This is a genomic window from Jeotgalibacillus haloalkalitolerans (assembly GCF_034427455.1).
Classification (GTDB): Bacteria; Bacillota; Bacilli; order Bacillales; family Jeotgalibacillaceae; genus Jeotgalibacillus; species Jeotgalibacillus haloalkalitolerans.
The window spans coordinates 311,447-330,415 of record NZ_JAXQNN010000001.1 but is presented as its reverse complement, the minus strand read 5'-3'; the positions used below and the strand labels follow the sequence as shown (position 1 = coordinate 330,415).

At 43.9% G+C, this 18,969-nt stretch carries 13 protein-coding genes and 1 riboswitch; of the genes, 5 read left to right on the top strand and 8 right to left on the bottom strand.

Going from position 1 to position 18,969, the window contains the following annotated elements; translation table 11 throughout:
• The first annotated feature begins 171 nt into the window (after positions 1-171).
• Positions 172-306, top strand: a riboswitch (FMN riboswitch).
• Between the two features lie 134 nt (positions 307-440).
• The 3 genes from UFB30_RS01635 (at position 441) to UFB30_RS01625 (ending at position 2,544) form a co-directional block, all read left to right on the top strand.
• A complete protein-coding gene (locus UFB30_RS01635; protein WP_322419927.1) occupies positions 441-1,019 on the top strand; it encodes an ECF transporter S component in 579 nt (192 codons plus the stop codon).
• 79 nt (positions 1,020-1,098) lie between these two features.
• Positions 1,099-2,325 carry a peptidase T gene (pepT, locus tag UFB30_RS01630; RefSeq protein WP_322419926.1) on the top strand — a complete coding sequence of 409 codons (1,227 nt, stop codon included), beginning with the start codon at positions 1,099-1,101 and terminating at the stop codon, positions 2,323-2,325.
• Positions 2,326-2,343: 18 nt separating this feature from the next.
• A complete protein-coding gene (locus UFB30_RS01625; RefSeq protein ID WP_322419925.1) occupies positions 2,344-2,544 on the top strand; it encodes a hypothetical protein in 201 nt (66 codons plus the stop codon).
• A 317-nt stretch (positions 2,545-2,861) separates the two neighbouring features.
• Here UFB30_RS01625 and UFB30_RS01620 read toward each other — a convergent pair whose 3' ends face one another.
• Together UFB30_RS01620 and UFB30_RS01615 are read right to left on the bottom strand one after the other, a co-directional pair.
• Positions 2,862-3,401, bottom strand: a complete 540-nt coding sequence (locus UFB30_RS01620) for a hypothetical protein (RefSeq protein WP_322419924.1) — start codon at positions 3,399-3,401, stop codon at positions 2,862-2,864.
• A 10-nt stretch (positions 3,402-3,411) separates the two neighbouring features.
• Complete coding sequence (locus UFB30_RS01615) at positions 3,412-4,590, bottom strand: ParM/StbA family protein (protein ID WP_322419923.1); 1,179 nt, start codon at positions 4,588-4,590, stop codon at positions 3,412-3,414.
• A gap of 328 nt (positions 4,591-4,918) precedes the next feature.
• On the opposite strand from UFB30_RS01615, the gene UFB30_RS01610 reads away from it, so the two are divergent.
• Positions 4,919-5,530 (top strand): YIP1 family protein, encoded by a 612-nt coding sequence (locus tag UFB30_RS01610; protein ID WP_322419922.1) that lies wholly within the window; start codon positions 4,919-4,921, stop codon positions 5,528-5,530.
• Positions 5,531-5,586: 56 nt separating this feature from the next.
• Here the strand turns inward: UFB30_RS01610 and iadA are convergent, their stop codons facing one another.
• The 5 genes from iadA to gltB all read right to left on the bottom strand — a co-directional run bounded on the left by iadA (position 5,587) and on the right by gltB (position 16,879).
• Positions 5,587-6,759 (bottom strand): beta-aspartyl-peptidase, encoded by a 1,173-nt coding sequence (gene iadA / locus UFB30_RS01605; RefSeq protein WP_322419921.1) that lies wholly within the window; start codon positions 6,757-6,759, stop codon positions 5,587-5,589.
• A gap of 152 nt (positions 6,760-6,911) precedes the next feature.
• A complete protein-coding gene (locus tag UFB30_RS01600) occupies positions 6,912-8,345 on the bottom strand; it encodes a DEAD/DEAH box helicase (protein WP_322419920.1) in 1,434 nt (477 codons plus the stop codon).
• Between the two features lie 104 nt (positions 8,346-8,449).
• The gene (locus UFB30_RS01595) at positions 8,450-10,483 is read right to left on the bottom strand and encodes a catalase (RefSeq protein WP_322419919.1); all 2,034 of its coding nucleotides are present in this window, start codon (positions 10,481-10,483) and stop codon (positions 8,450-8,452) included.
• Positions 10,484-10,795: 312 nt separating this feature from the next.
• Positions 10,796-12,283: a glutamate synthase subunit beta gene (locus tag UFB30_RS01590; protein WP_322419918.1), complete on the bottom strand. Its 1,488-nt coding sequence runs from the start codon at positions 12,281-12,283 to the stop codon at positions 10,796-10,798.
• An 18-nt stretch (positions 12,284-12,301) separates the two neighbouring features.
• Positions 12,302-16,879: a glutamate synthase large subunit gene (gene gltB, locus UFB30_RS01585; RefSeq protein WP_322419917.1), complete on the bottom strand. Its 4,578-nt coding sequence runs from the start codon at positions 16,877-16,879 to the stop codon at positions 12,302-12,304.
• Between the two features lie 442 nt (positions 16,880-17,321).
• On the opposite strand from gltB, the gene UFB30_RS01580 reads away from it, so the two are divergent.
• On the top strand, positions 17,322-17,786 hold the full coding sequence (locus tag UFB30_RS01580; RefSeq protein ID WP_322419916.1) for a glutathione peroxidase: 465 nt from the start codon (positions 17,322-17,324) through the stop codon (positions 17,784-17,786).
• 62 nt (positions 17,787-17,848) lie between these two features.
• Here the strand turns inward: UFB30_RS01580 and UFB30_RS01575 are convergent, their stop codons facing one another.
• Complete coding sequence (locus tag UFB30_RS01575; RefSeq protein ID WP_322419915.1) at positions 17,849-18,697, bottom strand: glycerophosphodiester phosphodiesterase; 849 nt, start codon at positions 18,695-18,697, stop codon at positions 17,849-17,851.
• Positions 18,698-18,969 lie beyond the last annotated feature (272 nt).

The window sequence follows — 18,969 nt, the reverse complement described above, 5'->3', positions numbered from 1 at the left end:
ACTCAACCCGGGTGTATCGCTACCTCAACTTGCCGGATACAGCCTTCAAACGGATTCATACGACATTCATGCTTAGAGAGATGCAATATGATAAACGCCTAACCCGCCCGAAACTTTTAAATTGAATACCCATTCACATTGCGCTATACTAAAATCCTAAACTAAATATCGTTCCATCTTCAGGGCAGGGTGAAATTCCCGACCGGCGGTAAATGTAAGAATGAGCCCGCGAGCGAATAGGGAGCTATTTGCTGACTCCGTGAGAACCGGAGGCCGACAGTATAGTCTGGATGGGAGAAGATGGAGGCAAGAATAAGGGATTTGCGAAAAGCTGACCCTTTATTTCGTGCTGAATTCTCCCTGCTGATTGCGCCGAATCTGCAGGGTTTATTTGTGTACGATGCCGAAACTTCTGTGTGGAACGAGGACAGGAGCTACTCATGTTAAAAAACACACAACTTTTAGTTAAGCTATCCATGCTTAGCGCAGTGGCATTTTTACTGATGATGCTCAATTTTCCACTTCCGTTTTTACCGGATTTTTTGAAAATTGACTTCAGTGACGTGCCGGCTTTACTCGCAGCAATCATGTTTTCACCAATGGCTGGTGTGATTGTGGAGGCACTCAAAAACATTCTGTATTACCTTTTCAAAGGAAGCGGCGTACCAATCGGCGAACTGTCGAACTTTATTGCAGGGTGTGCATTTATCCTGCCGGTCGCATTCTTCTACCACAAACGCAAAACAAAAGGTGCATTGGCTAAAGGGCTTGTTGCCGGAACTGTACTAATGGTTCTGCTGCTTGCAGTATTGAATTACTTTTTGATTCTGCCTGCATACGCGTGGTTCTTTGGAATGGATTACATGCTTGATCCTGCTGTTAAGTTAGGACTGACAACCGGCGCAATTATTCCGTTTAACTTAATCAAATCAGCATGTGTTGCAGCACTGTTTATTCCGTTATTCGTAAAATTAAAGCCGTGGATCCGTCAGCAATCTATGCAGACCGGCCCCGTTTAATCAATCAGGCACCAGTCAGGCGTTATTACTGACTGGTGCTTTTACATGCTATAATAAAGAAAAATGCTGGAGGTTACTCATGCAAAAGAAACTAATGGACCGTTTGATTACATATGCAAAAATTGATACTCAATCAGATCCGGACTCCCCTTCAACACCTTCCACTGAGAAGCAATGGGATCTGATTCGTCATTTAGAAAAAGAGTTAAAAGAAATCGGACTTGAAGAGGTTGAAGTGGATGATCACGGCTACCTGATGGCAACACTCCCTGCAAACATAGAAGGAGATATCCCGACAATCGGGTTCCTAGCACACGTAGATACAGCAACTGATTTTACAGGCACTAACGTAAATCCTCAGGTTGTTGAATATAGTGGTGGAGATATTCAATTGAATGAAAAAGTAACCATGTCTCCCGCTGAATTTCCGGAACTGAGTAAATATAAAGGGCATACGCTGATTACAACTGACGGCACAACACTGTTAGGTGCTGACAATAAAGCGGGTATTGCTGAAATTATGACCGCGATGGAGCATCTGGTGCAAAACCCTGACATTAAGCACGGCAGAATCCGCGTTGCTTTTACACCGGATGAAGAAATCGGCCGCGGCCCACATAAGTTTGATGTAAAGCGTTTTGACGCTGACTATGCTTACACAATCGATGGCGGTCCGCTTGGAGAGCTTCAATATGAAAGTTTCAACGCAGCCGGCGCGAAATTAACGATTCACGGTACAAACGTCCACCCGGGAACGGCAAAAAATAAGATGGTCAATTCATTAAAGATTGCAATGGAATTGAATCAATCACTTCCTTTAAATGAAGCACCTGAATTTACAGCCGGCTACGAAGGCTTCTTTCATCTGATGCAGATGAATGGAGATGTGGAAAAAACGGAGCTTCAATACATTATCCGTGACCACGACCGGGAAAAGTTTGAGAAACGTAAATCTACGCTGCAGCGCACAGCTGATGAAGTAAACGCTAAACACGGTGAAGGTACAGTGGAAATTACGATTGAAGACCAGTATTACAACATGCGTGAAAAGATCGAACCCGTTCGATTTATCGTGGATATCGCTGAAGAAGCAATGAATTCACTTGGCATTGATGCGATCATTGAGCCAATCCGCGGTGGTACAGATGGGTCTCAGTTATCCTATATGGGACTGCCGACACCAAACGTTTTCACTGGTGGAGAGAACTTCCACGGGAAATTTGAGTATATCTCTGTGGATAACATGGAAAAAGCGTCTCAGGTGATTGTTGAAATCGCTAAACGTTTTCCACATGTGGATAAGTAATTTCGAAAGGGGTACATCGTGGATTTAAGAAAACTTGATTTAATTTTAAGTGTGGTTTTGCTGATTAATTCAATCAGGATTTTTTATCTGATTGTAACGAAAGATGAACCTGTGCCATTTGATTACATGGTTTTGTTCTTTTCTACAGTTGGTGCTGTTATTTTATTTATGAACAGCAGACGCAGGAAGTTGAAAGAAGAGGGCCGTTTGGAAGAATAATATTAGAAGGCGGGACATGTAAATTGTCTCGCTTTTTTTAATCGTTTCACTGTACTTCAGGCGGGGACGCTTTCCGGACGGTTGTTGCTGAGCCTCCTCAGAGTCTCAGCTTCCAACTAATCGTCCCGGAGTCGCCGCCTTACGCTCCGTTTCACTAAATGTAAATTTAATAATCAGCCTGTTTTTAATAAATGTTCTCTTTTCTCATTCCACTTCAGTAGCTATAACTATAAATTTATATTAATATTTTTATAAAATATGTAAATTAATTAATAAATTAAAAAGGAATCTATTCCAATAGATTCCTTTTTAATCATTTATTTATTCATTTTATCCAAGAAACTTCCTAATAGGTCATCTAAGTCTTCTTCTTTTTCTTCCTGAACCTCTTCTCGCTCAATTTCAATGGAATCAATTGAGTCGAGGTCATCAAATTCAGGGTCCTGCTGTACAGGTGGTGCAGGCTGAGGCGCTCCTTCAGGTTGTTCTTCTTCCTGCAGGTAAAGTGCCTCATCTACTGACAGAGAAGTACTGTTCATCGATGCCAGGATCGCTGTAGCCCTGACCGGATCATTCAGAAGCTGATAGACGATATTACCAAGCAGCGCTTCAGAGTGTGCATGTCTGAGCCATGCCCGCTGTTCTTTGGATAGCTGTTTTGGGATTGGTACGGTAATCGTCTCTCTTTCTTTCTGAGAGTTCTTACCGAGACCTTCAAGTGCAAATTCTGCAATTTTACTTGAAAAATTTCTCTTCTCAGCTTCTTTCAGCCTTTGCAATTCCCTCAGCAAATGGTCCGGTGTATCAGAAGGCAGGCGAAAGGTAATCGCCTGTCCCTTCTTGATCGTACCACTCATTTAATACACCTTACTTTGAAGCTGCTTTCGCTTCAGTTTTCTTAGGAGCAGCTTCCTTACTGTTTTTACGCACGAAATCATTGATCAGCTTATGATAAGCGTTAGCCATCATCCAGATACTTTCTTTTTCGTCCTCAAAGAAATCAATGTTATAGCCATCAAGGTTGTTATTAAGTGTTTTTAGGTAGTCTTTCAATACCATTGAGCCGCCTCCGACAAAGTAGCAAATCTCTGTCTGTGAGTTCTTTGCCCATACGTTGCGCAGGTGACGGTATTCCTTCTTAGCAAGGTCCAAAAGGATGCGGTCAGTGATGTCATGTACGCTTGTACGTGAGCCCTTCACCATGATGTGGTTACGGTCATTTTTCTTCGTAATAATATCTACTACATCACGACGTGTATCAAGCTCTACACCATGGCGTGAGCGGATTTCTTCACGAATTGCTTCAAGAGATTCAGATACACCCAGATTAAAGCCCTGAGCCTTATCGTCATCAACATTTCGATTGCGAATAACAGCGATATCTGTTGATAAACCGCCGATATCCTGGATTAAAATCTGCTTATCGATCAGGTCACGGTTAATGATTTTACCCTCATTGTCCATCACAAGGTTAATAAATGCAGCAAATCCTTCAGGATATACCTTTACTTCTTCAAATTTGATATTTACTTTCTTGCCCTGGTGTTTCGGTGTCACTAAGAATTCCACCTGGTGAACAGAGCCCAGAAGCTGTGAACGGAAACCTACGTCCTTACCCTCTTTTACTTCTCTTAACGGTAAGCCTGTTCCCAGAGTATATGTTGCATCAATCACGTTGTTTTTAGCTTCAAAGCCGCTGTTTTCGCGCGCTGCATCCAACGCAATACTTGCAAACAACATTACTAGTGACTGATCTTCTTCTGATTTGCTGCTGCCCGGGTCAAGTTCTGTCGCATTGTCACTCTTTGTAGCAAGGTTACCTACACGGTAAATTGCGTTATTATCCTGCAGGGCAGGGGAGTGAACGCGGATATGTAAGCCATCAAGCGGATCTTTCTCGTGAAGGTCTTCAATTCCGATTACCGGGCGATCCTCACGATCTCTTGCAATAACGTTCGGGATATTTAGTTCATAGTCTGATTGGCCAAATAATGCTTTTACTGAATCATTTCCAACATCAACTGCTGCAATTCTTGATTTAGTCATAGTAAACCTCCTGAAAAAAATCTACGGATATATTCCGCTCCTATTAACTTTATATAAGAGAAGGGTAAACGTCAATCAATCTTAAGTACTGAAAAATCAGATACGTTGTATACAAATCCGTTTACATGTTTACACAGTCGTACACACGCTGATATAAAGGCATGTGTACACATTTGTTTACATGTTTACGTTATTGTATACATTATGTTTACAAATTGTATACTTGTATACGTTTTTGTATACACATGCGTATTTATCTATATTAAGGAAAAATATGAAACTAAATATAATGTCATTCGTACTAGTAGGTAAAAGGAGGCGCTGTTAAATGAATCCAATTTTCTCAGTTTGGTTTAAACCAAAAAGCACAGCAAAATACGTAATAGAAAATAAAAGTAAAAATTACTCGATTATTTTGCTCATTTTAGCTTCATATGCAACTACGTTAAACGGTCTGCAGGAATCAGGTTTCACAGAAGACAGATCATTGATATTAGTGACGTTTTTAATTCTTATCTCAGGACCTATTTTCGGACTCATTGGATTCTTTGTGGGAAGCTGGTTATATACACTGGTTGGTAAGTGGATGAATGGAAGCGGCACATTGCATGATATGAGAAAGGCAATTGGACTTACTGCGATTCCAAATCTTTTCATGCTGCCGATTATAATGGTTTTCATTCTGATATATGGTGATCAATTCTTCCAGAGACCTGCCTGGGGTGAGTATTCTTCACTGCCACTTGGCGCATCACTATTATTAAGCTTGATTACGTTAATCATCACCACCTGGAATATTGTGATTACGAGTAAAACGATTGGGGTTGTGCACAACTTTTCAAGTTGGAAAGGACTTGGCGTTTCACTGGTGATTGGGATATCCATAGCAATACTATTAATTCCTGTCATTTTTATTATTATAGGGTTAAGCTTTATTTAAATCAGATCATAAAAAAGGCTTCTGAGCAGCATTTCAGAAGCCTTTTATTGATATAGTTATTCAAATGTCCCTTTAATTATAGGCTCCTGATTCGATACCATTAGCTGTCCTAAAGCGAACACGCTGTCAATTAAATAATTCTGCTGATCTAGTAGAACAATATCCGCATCTTTCCCTTCAGCAAGCTCCCCTTTTTGAGAAAGCTTTAATATCTTTGCAGGGTTTCTGGTGATGACCCGGATAGCCGTACTAAGATCAATTCCTTCAACGGTTATTGCTTCATGAACCGCTTCAAATAAGGAGGTTACTTTCCCTAACTGTAGCCCGATTAACTCACCATTTTCATCAAAATCAGGTAAGCTTGCCTGGCCATCTGATGTAAATGTAATTAAGGATGGATCTACACCTGCATTAAGCATCTTTCTTAATGCTGTAGCGGACTTTACTTCGCCTTCCTCGAGAAACTTTGGAATCGTACTGGTTGTGAAGTCGACATATCCGCCTTTTTTCGCAAACTCGATACCTGCTTCAAATAAGTGAGGGTTCCGGTTTATATGCGTCGGATAAAACTGTTTAATCGGTATATCTGTGGTTTCAACAACTTCTTCAATCAATGTAAGGTGATCGTAACTGTCACCTACGTGGATGTTAACAATCCCGGCTTTGCCGGATAGCATACCGCCAATTCTTGCAGCAGATGCGATTTTAGCAAGTTCCTGAACAGTCGGCTGTGAGGAACGGTGGTCTGAGATCGCTATCTCCCCAGCTCCGATTACGCGGTCGATTAATATTAAATCGTCTTCTATCTTCCCTGTCAGCGTTTTGACTGGTACCTGATAAGATCCTGTATGTATATAACAGGTGATCCCTTCTTCCTCAAGCGCTCTTGCCTTGGCAATCAGAGACGGCATTGTACGTGTGGTCCCATCCGTACCAATTACGCCTACAAGCGTTGTGACACCGCCAAGTGTAGCATCCGTTAATTGGAGTTCGGGTGTACGTGTTTTATAACTGCCTTCACCTCCCCCTCCCATAATGTGAACGTGGGAGTCAATAAACCCGGGCACAGCGATCTTTCCATCAGCCTCGATCACTGTAAGTCCTGGCGTGTGAGGAGGTAAATCAATATGATCTTCTATTGCTGCTATACGTTTATCAGCTATTAAAATATCTTTAATACCAAGATGATCAGGGCTGTATACATCCGCTTTTTTAATAAGTGTTAACATGCCGCTCCTCCTCTATCGATCTGAATCAAGTATTTAACTAAAAGTTTATCACGGAAGCTACCACCATAGAAGACAATGACAAACGTATAAGGAACTTTTCAGGAATCTATAAAAACACCGTCTGCCTGTAAATCAGGTGACGGTGTTTTATTTTACTTTTTCGCTGGATATACTTTTAGCTTCTTACCCTTAATTGTCGTTTCTTTTAAAGCATTGATCACCTTGTGACCTTTACCGTTATGGATTTCTATAAAAGAACAGGTCGGTTCAATGGTGATAATGCCAATATCATCTGCAGTTACACCATCAATTGATGTGATTGTACCCACAAAGTCTCCCGCTCTCAGCTTCTTCTTTTTACCGCCATTCACGTAGATCTTCAGGATATCTTCACTAACTTTTTCAATTGCAGCCGTTTTCCGTTCCTGCTGCTCGTCCATTTTGGACCAGAAAGCGCCAATGTCAGCAGGCGGCACTGAATAAAGTTCAATCAGATTCGCATTAGTGTATTCAATGATGGCTGCCAGACGGTCATCTTCCCGGCCAGCTTCAACAAACGAAACTACTTTACCGTTCTGTCCTGCTCTGCCCGTTCTGCCGCTTCTATGCGTATATGCAGGCAGTTCCAGTGGCAGATCATAGTTTACGACTAAAGATACGTTGGCTACGTCAATTCCGCGTGCTGCAATATCTGTTGCAATTAAATAACGGAAGTCCCCCCGTTTGAATTCATTCATCACATCAAAACGTTCTTCCTGAACCATTCCGCCGTGAATTTTATCGCATGAATAACCTGCACGATCGAGTCTTTCGGTTAATTCGTCTGTCCGGTCCTGTGTGCGGCAGAAGATCATGCATGTATCCGGGTTCTCACTCATCGTTACCTGCTTCAACAGCTCAAACTTCTGTTTTTCTTCTGTTTTCATGTAAAAATGCTGAATCAGATCTTCTACCTTATGCTGAGAGGCAATCTCGAAGCGCTCAGGCGTTTTTAGCCATTTGGCAGCCAATGACTCTACTTCTTCAGAGAAAGTCGCTGAGAAGAGCCCTGTAAGCCTGTCTTTTGGCATGAATGCCATAATGGCTTCCACCTGCTCAATAAATCCTCTGTTGAATAATTCATCAGCTTCATCGATGATCACATATTTTAATTTGGATGGATCAAAGGTACCTTTCTCGAGGTGGTCAAGCAGTCTGCCAGGTGTCCCTGAGATGATATGTGTTTTCTGTTTCAGCTCAAGCTTCTGCTTGGCAAAAGACTGTCTGCCATATAGAGCTGCAGCTTTCAGTCGCTTAAAACGCCCGATTGCGAGGGCATCAAGACGGACCTGATCAGCCAGTTCACGTGTAGGGGTAATGATAAGTGCCTGTGGTTTGTTTTCCTCCCAGATGACTTCGTCACAGATCGGAATTGCATACGCAGCAGTTTTACCGCTTCCTGTCTGGGCTTTTGCCATCAGGTCGTGCCCGGCTTTTAATGCGGGGATTACCTGCTCCTGTACTTCTGTTGGTGCTGTATAAGAAAGCTTCTCAAGTGCTTCTGAAATTGAAGGGCTGAGATTGAATTGCTGCCAGTTGTTCGTCATGTGTTGCTCCTTTATTGAGTGATGCTGTTTAGTATACCACGGCTGAAACAGAAAAAACTGCCCGTCACCAGATAAGGTGCGGGCAGTTCCTCGAAATATATTAGTTAAACTTCACGGCTCCAGTGACGGTGCGCTTTGATTGCTTCAACAAAAGAATGTGTGAAGCTGTCCGCATCATTGCCATGGATCACGCCAGGGCTGTCTGCAATATCATTTGCTTCAAGCCACTTTGTTCCTTCGTGTGTTGCACCAATCGGCTTAAAGTGCATAAACGCTTCATTCAGGAAGTAGGAAGTCGTCTGAACAAATTTTTTGCTGAGGTCCTTGCCACCTACTGCGTATAGTGCATCATAGAGGACTGAGTCGGCTGTCAGGAATGTCTGATCCACTTTCAGCTCAGAGCCATCTGCACCTTTGAGTACACCCATCATTTCACTCACAACCTCAACTTCTACACCGTCACTCTCAAGCTTTTCAATGATAGAAGGTACATCACCTTCAAAACCGTCACCTGCAATCAACAGTACTTTACGTGTCTTTGCAGATTTCACTGTGTTTTCCTGGCTCAGTGCAGGGGATGATTTTGTCACACCTGAATCATGTCCCTGAGGTGCATCAAGGCCAATATTTTTCGCCACTTCACTTGCCAGTTCCATACTGACATTCGCAAACATATCAACGACCTGACGGCGGACTGATTCACTTTCAACTTTACCAAGCTCGAAGCTGAATGCGTTTTGCATATGCTCTTTTTCAGGCGCACTCATACTGTTATAGAAAAGCGTTGCCTGTGAAAAGTGGTCTTTAAAGCTGTCGCTTCTTGCGCGGACTTTGCGTCCTTCCATCTTCTCCTGATAATGTTCAAAGCCGCCTTCTTCAGGTGTGGCAGGCTCCGGCGTATTGTTCGCAAGTGAGTTCTTGTGATAGCTCACCTGACCCTTATTAATGGTCTGTCTGCCATAACCGTCGCGCTGGTTGTTATGGAACGGGCATACAGGGCGGTTAATCGGGAGCTCATGGAAGTTCGGACCGCCAAGACGGATCAGCTGCGTATCTGTATAAGAGAATAGACGTCCCTGGAGTAGCGGATCATTTGTGAAATCAATACCCGGCACCAGATGCCCCGGGTGGAATGCCACCTGTTCCGTTTCTGCAAAGAAGTTATCCGGATTGCGGTTCAGTGTCATCTTCCCGACGATTCGTACCGGTACATCTTCTTCAGGCCAGAGCTTTGTCGGATCCAGTACATCAAAATCAAATTTGAATTCATCTTCTTCAGACACAAGCTGAACACCAAGCTCATATTCAGGGTAGTCACCGTTTTCAATTGATTCAAACAGATCCGCTTTATGGAAGTCAGGATTTTTCCCGTTCAGCTTCTGCGCTTCATCCCATACGACTGAATGCGTGCCAAGTACAGGCTTCCAGTGGAATTTCACAAAATGGGCCTGTCCTTCTGCGTTAATAAAGCGGAATGTATGCACCCCGAAGCCTTCCATCATACGATAGCTTCGCGGAATCGCACGGTCAGACATCGTCCACATCACCATATGTGCAGACTCCTGGTTATTCGCTACAAAATCCCAGAATGTATCATGAGCTGAGGCTGCCTGCGGAATTTCATTATGCGGCTCAGGCTTTACTGCATGTACAAGGTCCGGGAATTTAATCGCATCCTGAATGAAGAATACCGGAATATTATTTCCGACAAGATCATAGTTACCTTCATCTGTATAAAACTTTACAGCAAATCCACGTGCATCACGTGCCAGATCGGCTGACCCTTTAGAGCCTGCTACTGTTGAAAAACGTACGAATACAGGTGTTTTTCTCGAAGTATCTGTTAAAAAACCAGCCTTCGTTACATCTTCAAGTGAATCATATAATTCAAACTCCCCGTGAGCACCCGATCCTCGTGCGTGCACAATTCGCTCAGGAATACGCTCATGGTCAAAGTGTGTCATTTTTTCTCTGAATTGAAAGTCTTCAAGGAGGGTTGGCCCCCTTACACCAGCTTTCAGTGAAAATTCATCTTCTGATATCTTAAGCCCCTGATTGGTTGTCATCTTTTTACCGGAGTCATCTGTTTTGAACTGTTCGAGCTGCTGCTGCTTTTTGTTCGGGTTTTCGCTACTCAATGTTGTTCCTCCTTATGTAAATTTGTGATGAAACTGCCTTTTTCTGTTTCCCTGTTAGTTGTTTCAACAAACAATTTTCGCGAAATTTTTCGAAAACAAAAAGAACCTGGACAAAATGTCTCAGGTTCTAAAATCGTTTCGCTGCGTTTCAGGTGGACGCTTTCCGGACGGAGGTTGCTGAGCCTCCTCACCTTCGGTTGCGGGGTCTCAGCTTCCCTCTAATCGTCCCGGAGTCGCCACCTTTCACTTCGCTCCACTAAAATTTCTTTATTAAAATGTTCAAAAAGCAAGTGCTCTCTTGTAATAAGAAGTTTAAGGCAATACAGTCGATCCCATCAGGTAGCGGTCACATTCGCGTGCTGCTTCGCGGCCTTCGTTGATTGCCCAGACAATCAGACTCTGTCCGCGTCTCATGTCACCAGCTGAGAATACGCCTTCTACATTTGTACGGTAGTCACCGTATTCAGCCTTAACCGTAGAACGTTCCGTTGTTTCAAGCTCAAGCTGCTTGATCAGCCCCTGCTCCGGTCCGCTGAAGCCGATTGCAAGCAGAACAAGGTCTGCTTTCCAGACTTTTTCTGTACCTGGAATCGTTTCGCGGATGCGGTTGCCGTTTTCATCAATGCGAAGCTTAACGTTAATTGTGTGTACTTCTTTCACATTGCCTTCTTCATCACCGACAAATTTTGTTGTCTGGACAGCAAAGGCACGCGGATCAGAGCCGAATTTCGCAGCCCCTTCTTTTTGACCGTATTCAATACGGTGAACGATTGGATATTGCGGCCATGGGTTACCCATTGCATCACGGATTGAGCCTTTTTTATCGTAGATATCAAACTGAGTCAGGCTGTTACACTCGTGACGGATTGCAGTTGCCAGACAGTCAGTTCCTGTATCTCCCCCACCGATGACGATTACATCTTTTCCTTTAGCAGAAATATAGTTACCGTCTTCCAGATTAGAGTCAAGAAGGCTCTTCGTGTTGGCATGAAGGAAGTCCATTGCATAATGAATGCCTTTCAGGTCACGGCCTTCTACAGGAATATTACGGTGCACCTGAGCGCCGCCGCAAAGAATAATTGAATCGAATTCGTCACGCAGCTTTTGTACCGGTACATTCCCGCCGATATCAGCATTTGTTTCGAATTGAATCCCTTCTTCTTTCAGGATATTTACACGTCTTTCAACGACTGCATAAGGCAGCTTCATTTCAGGGATTCCGTATGTCAGAAGACCGCCTACGCGATCGTTCTTTTCGAATACAGTTACCAGGTGACCCGCTTTATTCAGCTGTGCTGCAGCCGCAAGACCCGCAGGACCTGAGCCGACGACAGCCACTTTTTTCCCTGTGCGCTGTTTTGGTGGTTCCGGCACTACCCATCCTTCATCAAAGCCGCGCTCAATAATTGAACGTTCAACTGTACGGATCGCTACAGGGTCTTCGTTAATACCAAGTACACATGCTCCCTCACATGGTGCTGGACATGCAATGCCTGTGAATTCCGGGAAGTTGTTTTTCTCGTGCTCACGCTCAAGTGCTTCCTTCCACTTACCCTGATAAACAAGGTCATTCCATTCAGGAATCAAATGATTAACCGGGCATCCTGTGGTCTGTCCGTTGATTTCTGTTCCTGTGTGGCAGGTAGGCACGCCGCAGTCCATGCAGCGCGCTCCTTCCAGCTTCACTTCTTCTTCAGGCATCCGCGCAGTATAGTCTTTCCAATCCTTAATTCGTTCTTTAGGATCCCGCTCACGCTGCGAATGACGTTCATATTCCATGAATCCAGTAGCTTTCCCCATCAAATCCCTCCTTAAAGATTATTGCGTAACGACCTCACGCTTACTTTCTTCAAATGCAGTCATTTCTGCGTCTTCTCTTGTTGACCCGCTTTCGATTAATTCATTAATACGTGTATTAATCTTCAGGTAGGCTTTCGGTACAACGCGGATAAACTGCTCTGAATACTTCTCCCAGTATGTGAGAATCCGTTTGCCGTGGCCGCTTTCTGTATATTCGACGTGCTTTTCAATCATGTTATAAACATCCTGCTTTTCCTGCTGATCCGTTAATGGTTCAACAAGCACAAGCTCTTCATTGCAGCGCTCTCTGAATGAGCCGCTCTCATCGAAAATGTATGCAACCCCGCCGGACATACCTGCTGCGAAGTTACGGCCGGTTTCTCCGAGTACAACGACCCGTCCGCCCGTCATATATTCACATGCGTGGTCTCCTACACCTTCAACAACAACTTCTGCGCCACTGTTACGTACGCAGAAACGCTCTCCTGCCACACCGTGAATGTAAGCTTCACCATCAGACGCTCCGTAAAACGCAACGTTACCAATGATGATGTTCTTTTCAGGTGGGAATGTAACAACAGGATCCGGATGAACGATGATCTTACCACCCGACAGCCCTTTACCGACGAAGTCATTGGCATCTCCAACGAGTCGAAGCGTCATGCCTTTAGGAATAAATGCGCCAAAGCTCTGACCTGCTGATCCTTTAAACGTAAAGTTAATCGTATCCTCAGGCAGCCCTTCTGCTCCATATCGGCGTGAGATTTCACTGCCAAGCATTGAGCCGGTTACACGGTTAATGTTACGGATTGCAGTTGTAAAGAAGACTTTCTCTCCTTCTTCAATCGCTTTTCTCGCCTGAGGAATCAGCTCCTGATAATCAAGCGTTTTTTCCAGTCCGTGATCCTGGTTCTGCATATGGTAGCGGCCTACTTTTGCCGGAAGATCCGGTGAGTAAAGCAGTGGAGAAAGGTCAACGTCTCCGGCTTTCCAGTGCTCAATATTTGGATTGCGCTCAAGGAAATCAGTGCGTCCAATCATCTCATTCACTGTTCTGAAGCCGAGCTCAGCCATGATTTCACGTGTTTCCATTGCGATAAATCTCATAAAGTTTGCTACGTGTTCAGCATCACCCGTGAACTTTTTACGAAGCTCAGGGTTCTGTGTTGCAACACCAACAGGACATGTATCCAGGTGACATACGCGCATCATGATACAGCCAAGCACAACAAGTGGTGCAGTTGAGAAGCCGTATTCTTCTGCGCCAAGCAGTGAAGCCATGACAACGTCACGCCCGGTCATCATTTTACCGTCTGTCTCAATGACAATACGGTCACGCAGACCGTTTAATAGCAGTGTCTGGTGCGTTTCTGCAAGACCGATTTCCCAAGGGAGTCCTGTATGCTTCAGGCTCGTTCTCGGTGCAGCACCTGTACCACCGTCGTATCCACTGATCAATACAAGGTCAGCACGACCTTTTGCAACACCGGCCGCAATCGTACCAACACCAACAGCTGATACAAGTTTAACGCTGATACGTGCGCTTGGATTCGCGTTTTTCAGGTTATGGATCAGCTCTGCAAGATCCTCAATTGAGTAAATGTCATGGTGCGGCGGTGGTGAAATCAGTTCAACACCTGTTGTTGAGCCACGCACTTCTGCAATCCATGGATAAACCTTTTTACCTGGCAGATGTCCACCTTCACCAGGCTTCGCGCCCTGTGCGACTTTAATCTGAATCTCATCTGCATTCACAAGATAATGACTCGTTACGCCAAAGCGGCCTGATGCAACCTGCTTAATCGCACTTCTGCGTGAGTCTCCATTTGGTGATGGCTTAAAGCGTTCAGGGGATTCTCCACCTTCACCGGAATTACTGCGGCCACCGATACGGTTCATCGCAATCGCAAGTGCTTCGTGCGCTTCCTGTGAGATAGATCCGTATGACATTGCCCCTGTTTTAAATCTGCGGCAGATTGCTTCTACAGATTCAACCTCTTCAATCGGGATTGACTGTCCCTTTTTGAATCGCATCAGCCCTCTAAGTGACTGGAGATTTGCACCTTCTCCTGCCAGCAGCTGTGAGTACTTTTTGAAAGCAGCATAATCATTCGTACGGCAGGCATGCTGCAGCGTATGAATTGTGCTTGGGTTATACGTATGGTCTTCTCCGTTTGCACGATACTGATAATCATCGCCCGAATCCAAACTCGGCGTACCGGCACGCTTATCTTTATAAGCGCGTTCATGACGAAGAAGCACTTCTTTTTCGATCATATCCATTTTGATGCCGCCGATTCTTGAAGGCGTTCTTGTAAAGTACTTATCCACCACTTCAGGATGAATACCGAATGCTTCAAAAATCTGTGCCCCTCTGTAACTCTGAATCGTTGAGATTCCGATCTTTGAGAGTACTTTAATGACGCCGTCAGTTGCTGCATGAATATAGCTTTCTACTGCTTCGTCATATGTTTTATCTTCAATTTCACCCGTCTTGATCAGGTCACGTACAGTTTCAAATGCAAGGTATGGATTGATGCCTTCAGCACCATACCCTAATAGTGTTGCAAAGTGATGAACCTCTCTTGGTTCACCGGATTCAAGTAAAATGCTGACTTTTGTACGTGTTCCCTGACGGATCAGGTGATGATGCAGACCTGCTACTGCAAGTAATGCAGGAATCGCTGCCTGATCTGCAGTCACACCGCGGTCAGAAAGGACAAATAGTACTTTGCCATCAGCCACAGCCTGATCAGCTTTTTCAAAGATTGCTTCCATGGCAGGCTCAAGACTGCCTTCTTTTGCATCAAAAAGCGTTGAAATCGTCACCGCTCCAAAACCATCAAGGTTCTGTTGGCGAAGGGACTCAAGCTGTTTATTATTTAAAATCGGTGTTTTAAGTCGGATATGCTTACAACTGTCAGGTCCAGGTGCTACAAGGTTTCCTTCAGGTCCGATTGTCGTTTCTACCATTGTTATCAGCTTTTCACGGATCGCATCAATGGCAGGGTTCGTAACCTGGGCAAATAACTGCTTGAAATAGTTATATAAAAGCTGAGGTTTCTTAGACAGTACAGCAATTGGTGAATCATACCCCATTGACCCGACAGGATCTTTCCCTTCAGAGACAAGCGGTTTAATGATTTTGTTCAATTCTTCACGCGTGTAGCCAAAAGCAACCTGCTGCTCAGCAAGTACTTCTCCTGTGATTTCAGGCGCAAGCTCTGCAGGCTCTTCTAAATCTTCAAGATCCTTCAGATTTGTCAGCCACTCTTTATAAGGCTGCTCGGAAGCAATCTGGAGCTTTACTTCCTCATCAGGTATAATTGTTCCTTTTTCAAGGTCAACAAGCAGCATTTTCCCTGGTGTCAGTCGCTCTTTGTATTCAATATCATCAGCAAAGATATCAAGGGCACCTACTTCAGAACCAAGTACAATCATCCCGCTCTTTGTTACATAGTAACGCGCAGGGCGAAGTCCATTACGGTCAAGGAATGCACAGATCTGGTTGCCGTCTGTTGTAACAAGCGCAGCCGGTCCATCCCATGGCTCCATCAATGTACTGTGATACTGATAAAAATCACGCTTTTCTTCACGGATTGTGCTGTCATTTGACCATGGTTCAGGCACCATCATCATGGCAGTATGAGCAAGAGAACGGCCTGACAGGTGCAGGAATTCAAATGCATTATCAAACATTGAAGAGTCACTTCCGTCATCATCAATTACCGGAAGTATTTTTTTCAGTTCATCCTCATTAAAATGTTCAGAAGCACACATTTTCTCACGTGCTCTCATCCAGTTCACATTTCCCCTGAGCGTATTAAATTCTCCATTGTGGATCGTATAACGGTTCGGGTGTGAGCGTTTCCAGCTAGGGAAGGTGTTCGTACTGAAACGTGAGTGGACAAGCGCTAGCGCGGATTTGAAGTCTGGGTGATTCAAGTCAATGTAGAAAGAATCCAGCTGTTCCGGGATCAGCATCCCTTTGTACACGATGGTTCTTGTTGAAAGACTGCTCACATACACATCTTCAAAGCCTTCGATCACTGGCAGTTCACGTTCAATTCTGCGTCTGATCACAAATAACTTGCGCTCAAAATCCATTTGATCCTTCAGGTCGTCAGATGCTTCAACAAATACCTGACGAATCGCAGGCTTCGACTTTGTTGCGACCTTACCTACGAATGAGTCATTAATCGGTACCGGTCTCCAGCCAAGAAATCCCTGTCCTTCTTCCTCGATAATCTGTTCAATCATCTCTTTACTTTTCATTCTGGTGTTATGTTCCTGAGGAAGGAATACCATTCCAACACCATATCGGCCTGAGTCAGGAAGGAATATATTTTCTTTTTCACATTGTTTTTGGAAGAAACGGTGTGGGATCTGTGTCAGGATTCCGGCTCCGTCACCGGTACTTGTATCGGCTGACTGACCTCCACGGTGTTCGAGGTTACATAGAATGTTAATCGCATTCTGAACGATATTATGCGTCTTTTCCCCATTAATATTGGCAATCATACCAATACCGCATGCTTCATGTTCGAGTTCCGGGCTATATAAACCCTGCGGATCCGGATAACCAGTCTTTTTCATCTAAACGTCCCCTCTCTTTTTTAAAAGTGTGAAAGTCGTTCTTCATTTGAGGTGAAGAGAGGCATTTGCCCATAGTACTTTCATTTTCGAACTAGTATATCATGAAAATGACATTCACATAAAATTCTGATAACGATTTTTATTGCATTTTTATGAATAAAAATGAATGAAAACGCTGTCATAAAGCGTTTTTCAGTATTCATAAAACCCTTTTACGCCTTGATATGTATGCGTTTATATTAAATATGAAGAAAAATTCAAAAAAAAGATGATTTTTTATAAAAAAACAGTTTGAGCTTCTCTTTCTCACATGATTATTACCTAATGATGTAAGAAAAATGGTTATATTTGATAACAATATCGTCCCGAGAGAGTAAAAGTGCGTAACATTTTTAAGTTTGCTATGCTAAAGGTAATGAATACTTAAAAGGAGGCTGTACATATGAACAATGTTTACGATTATACGGTACGCAAGACCAATGGGGATGTAATGTCACTGGATGCTTATAAAGGGCAGCCGCTGCTTATTGTTAATACTGCAAGTAAATGCGGCTACACACCTCAGTTCAAAGGTCTGCAGGAGCTGCATGAGCAATATCAGCAGGAGGGACTGGTTGTGCTGGGCTTCCCATGTGATCAGTTTGCAAATCAGGAATTTGAAAACATTGCGGAAACGACAGAATTTTGTCAGGTGAATTACGGCGTTACTTTCCCATTAATGGCAAAAGTCAAAGTAAATGGCGAAGAAGCGGAAAACCTCTTTAAATTTCTTAAAGAAGAAAATGGCGGGGAGATCAAGTGGAATTTCACAAAGTTTCTGGTCGACCGCAATGGTCAGGTAGCAGAGCGCTTTGAACCCGCAGTTGAACCTTCAGACATGAAAAAGGATATTGAGAAAGTCGTCTGACAGGTTGCAAAAACACCTGTTCAGCCCGGTGGTTGTGCCGCGCTGAACAGGTGTTTTCATGTCTATTCATCTAAAGTCTGTATATCCTCGTTTACCGGCCATCTTGAGAAGTCGGTAATGATGCCATCGACGTCATAAGATACGGCTTTTTGAATCAGCCGCTTATCTTTCTTTGACCACACCAGCACTTTTCCGCCGCGGGCATGGATTTCATCTACTGTTCTTTTTGCGACTGAAGAAATATTAAAATTTATATAGGTTGCAAATGAGGTCAAATCGTCTAATTGCCATAATGATACGGGTACAAAAGAGGCTTTCATGAGGACTGCGATTTGGAGGTCCGGGTCCAGTTCATGGATACGCTTCATTGCGTCAATATCAAAGGACTGGACGATGACACTTTCGGTTGCGGGGTATTGCGATAATACTTCTACTACTCTCTCTTCAATCCCCGGATACAGTGCAGGGTGCTTGATCTCTATTAAAAGTCCAACCTGTCCGTAGAATGATTCCATTAATTCATTTAACGTAATAATCGGTTCCCCGTAATAATCAGGGTGAAAATGTGACCCTGCTTCAAGTGCTTTCAGTTCCTCAAGTGTCATATCTTTAATCAGACCGCTGCCATTTGTTGTTCTATCAACTGATTCATCATGCATGATGATCAATTCACCATCCCTGGACAAATGCACATCCGCTTCAATAAAGTCTGCTCCGAGCTCTACCCCTTTTTGAAAAGCTGCATGCGTATTTTCCGGCGCATAACTCGCTGCCCCTCTGTGAGCTACGGATATCATACCTTCAACACTGACGTCTTTCACCGGCTGACTGATATACCCTACCAGTAAAATCAGACAGGCACTAAGAAATGCAATGAAGGTAAACCGCCTTCGCTTCCACTTCCTAATCATATTCATTTCCCCCTCGTTCAATAAGTCTGAATTTTCTATTTATATGATTAGTATATCATATTTCAAAGAAGGTGGTGGGGGTATTTGTCCATAAAGACTCATATTTTAACCCCTGCAGTGTGTTCACTGCAGGGGTATCTTTTTTATATTCGCTTTGTTAAAGTTGGCTGTTGATTTCCGCTTCAGGGGGACGCTTTCCGCGGCCGGGCGGTGAGCCCGCAGGCTTCGCCATGGCCTCACACGTCCCTTTCTGCCGCAGGAGTCGCCCCCTT

Bases quoted from the DNA above. Each gene is read 5' to 3' on its own strand.
- UFB30_RS01635 (WP_322419927.1), top strand. From the start codon at position 441: ATGTTAAAAAACACACAACTTTTAGTTAAGCTATCCATGCTTAGCGCA.
- pepT (WP_322419926.1), top strand. From the start codon at position 1,099: ATGCAAAAGAAACTAATGGACCGTTTGATTACATATGCAAAAATTGAT.
- UFB30_RS01620 (WP_322419924.1), bottom strand. From the start codon at position 3,401: ATGAGTGGTACGATCAAGAAGGGACAGGCGATTACCTTTCGCCTGCCT.
- UFB30_RS01615 (WP_322419923.1), bottom strand. From the start codon at position 4,590: ATGACTAAATCAAGAATTGCAGCAGTTGATGTTGGAAATGATTCAGTA.
- UFB30_RS01610 (WP_322419922.1), top strand. From the start codon at position 4,919: ATGAATCCAATTTTCTCAGTTTGGTTTAAACCAAAAAGCACAGCAAAA.
- iadA (WP_322419921.1), bottom strand. From the start codon at position 6,759: ATGTTAACACTTATTAAAAAAGCGGATGTATACAGCCCTGATCATCTT.
- UFB30_RS01600 (WP_322419920.1), bottom strand. From the start codon at position 8,345: ATGACGAACAACTGGCAGCAATTCAATCTCAGCCCTTCAATTTCAGAA.
- UFB30_RS01590 (WP_322419918.1), bottom strand. From the start codon at position 12,283: ATGGGGAAAGCTACTGGATTCATGGAATATGAACGTCATTCGCAGCGT.
- gltB (WP_322419917.1), bottom strand. From the start codon at position 16,879: ATGAAAAAGACTGGTTATCCGGATCCGCAGGGTTTATATAGCCCGGAA.
- UFB30_RS01580 (WP_322419916.1), top strand. From the start codon at position 17,322: ATGAACAATGTTTACGATTATACGGTACGCAAGACCAATGGGGATGTA.
- UFB30_RS01575 (WP_322419915.1), bottom strand. From the start codon at position 18,697: ATGATTAGGAAGTGGAAGCGAAGGCGGTTTACCTTCATTGCATTTCTT.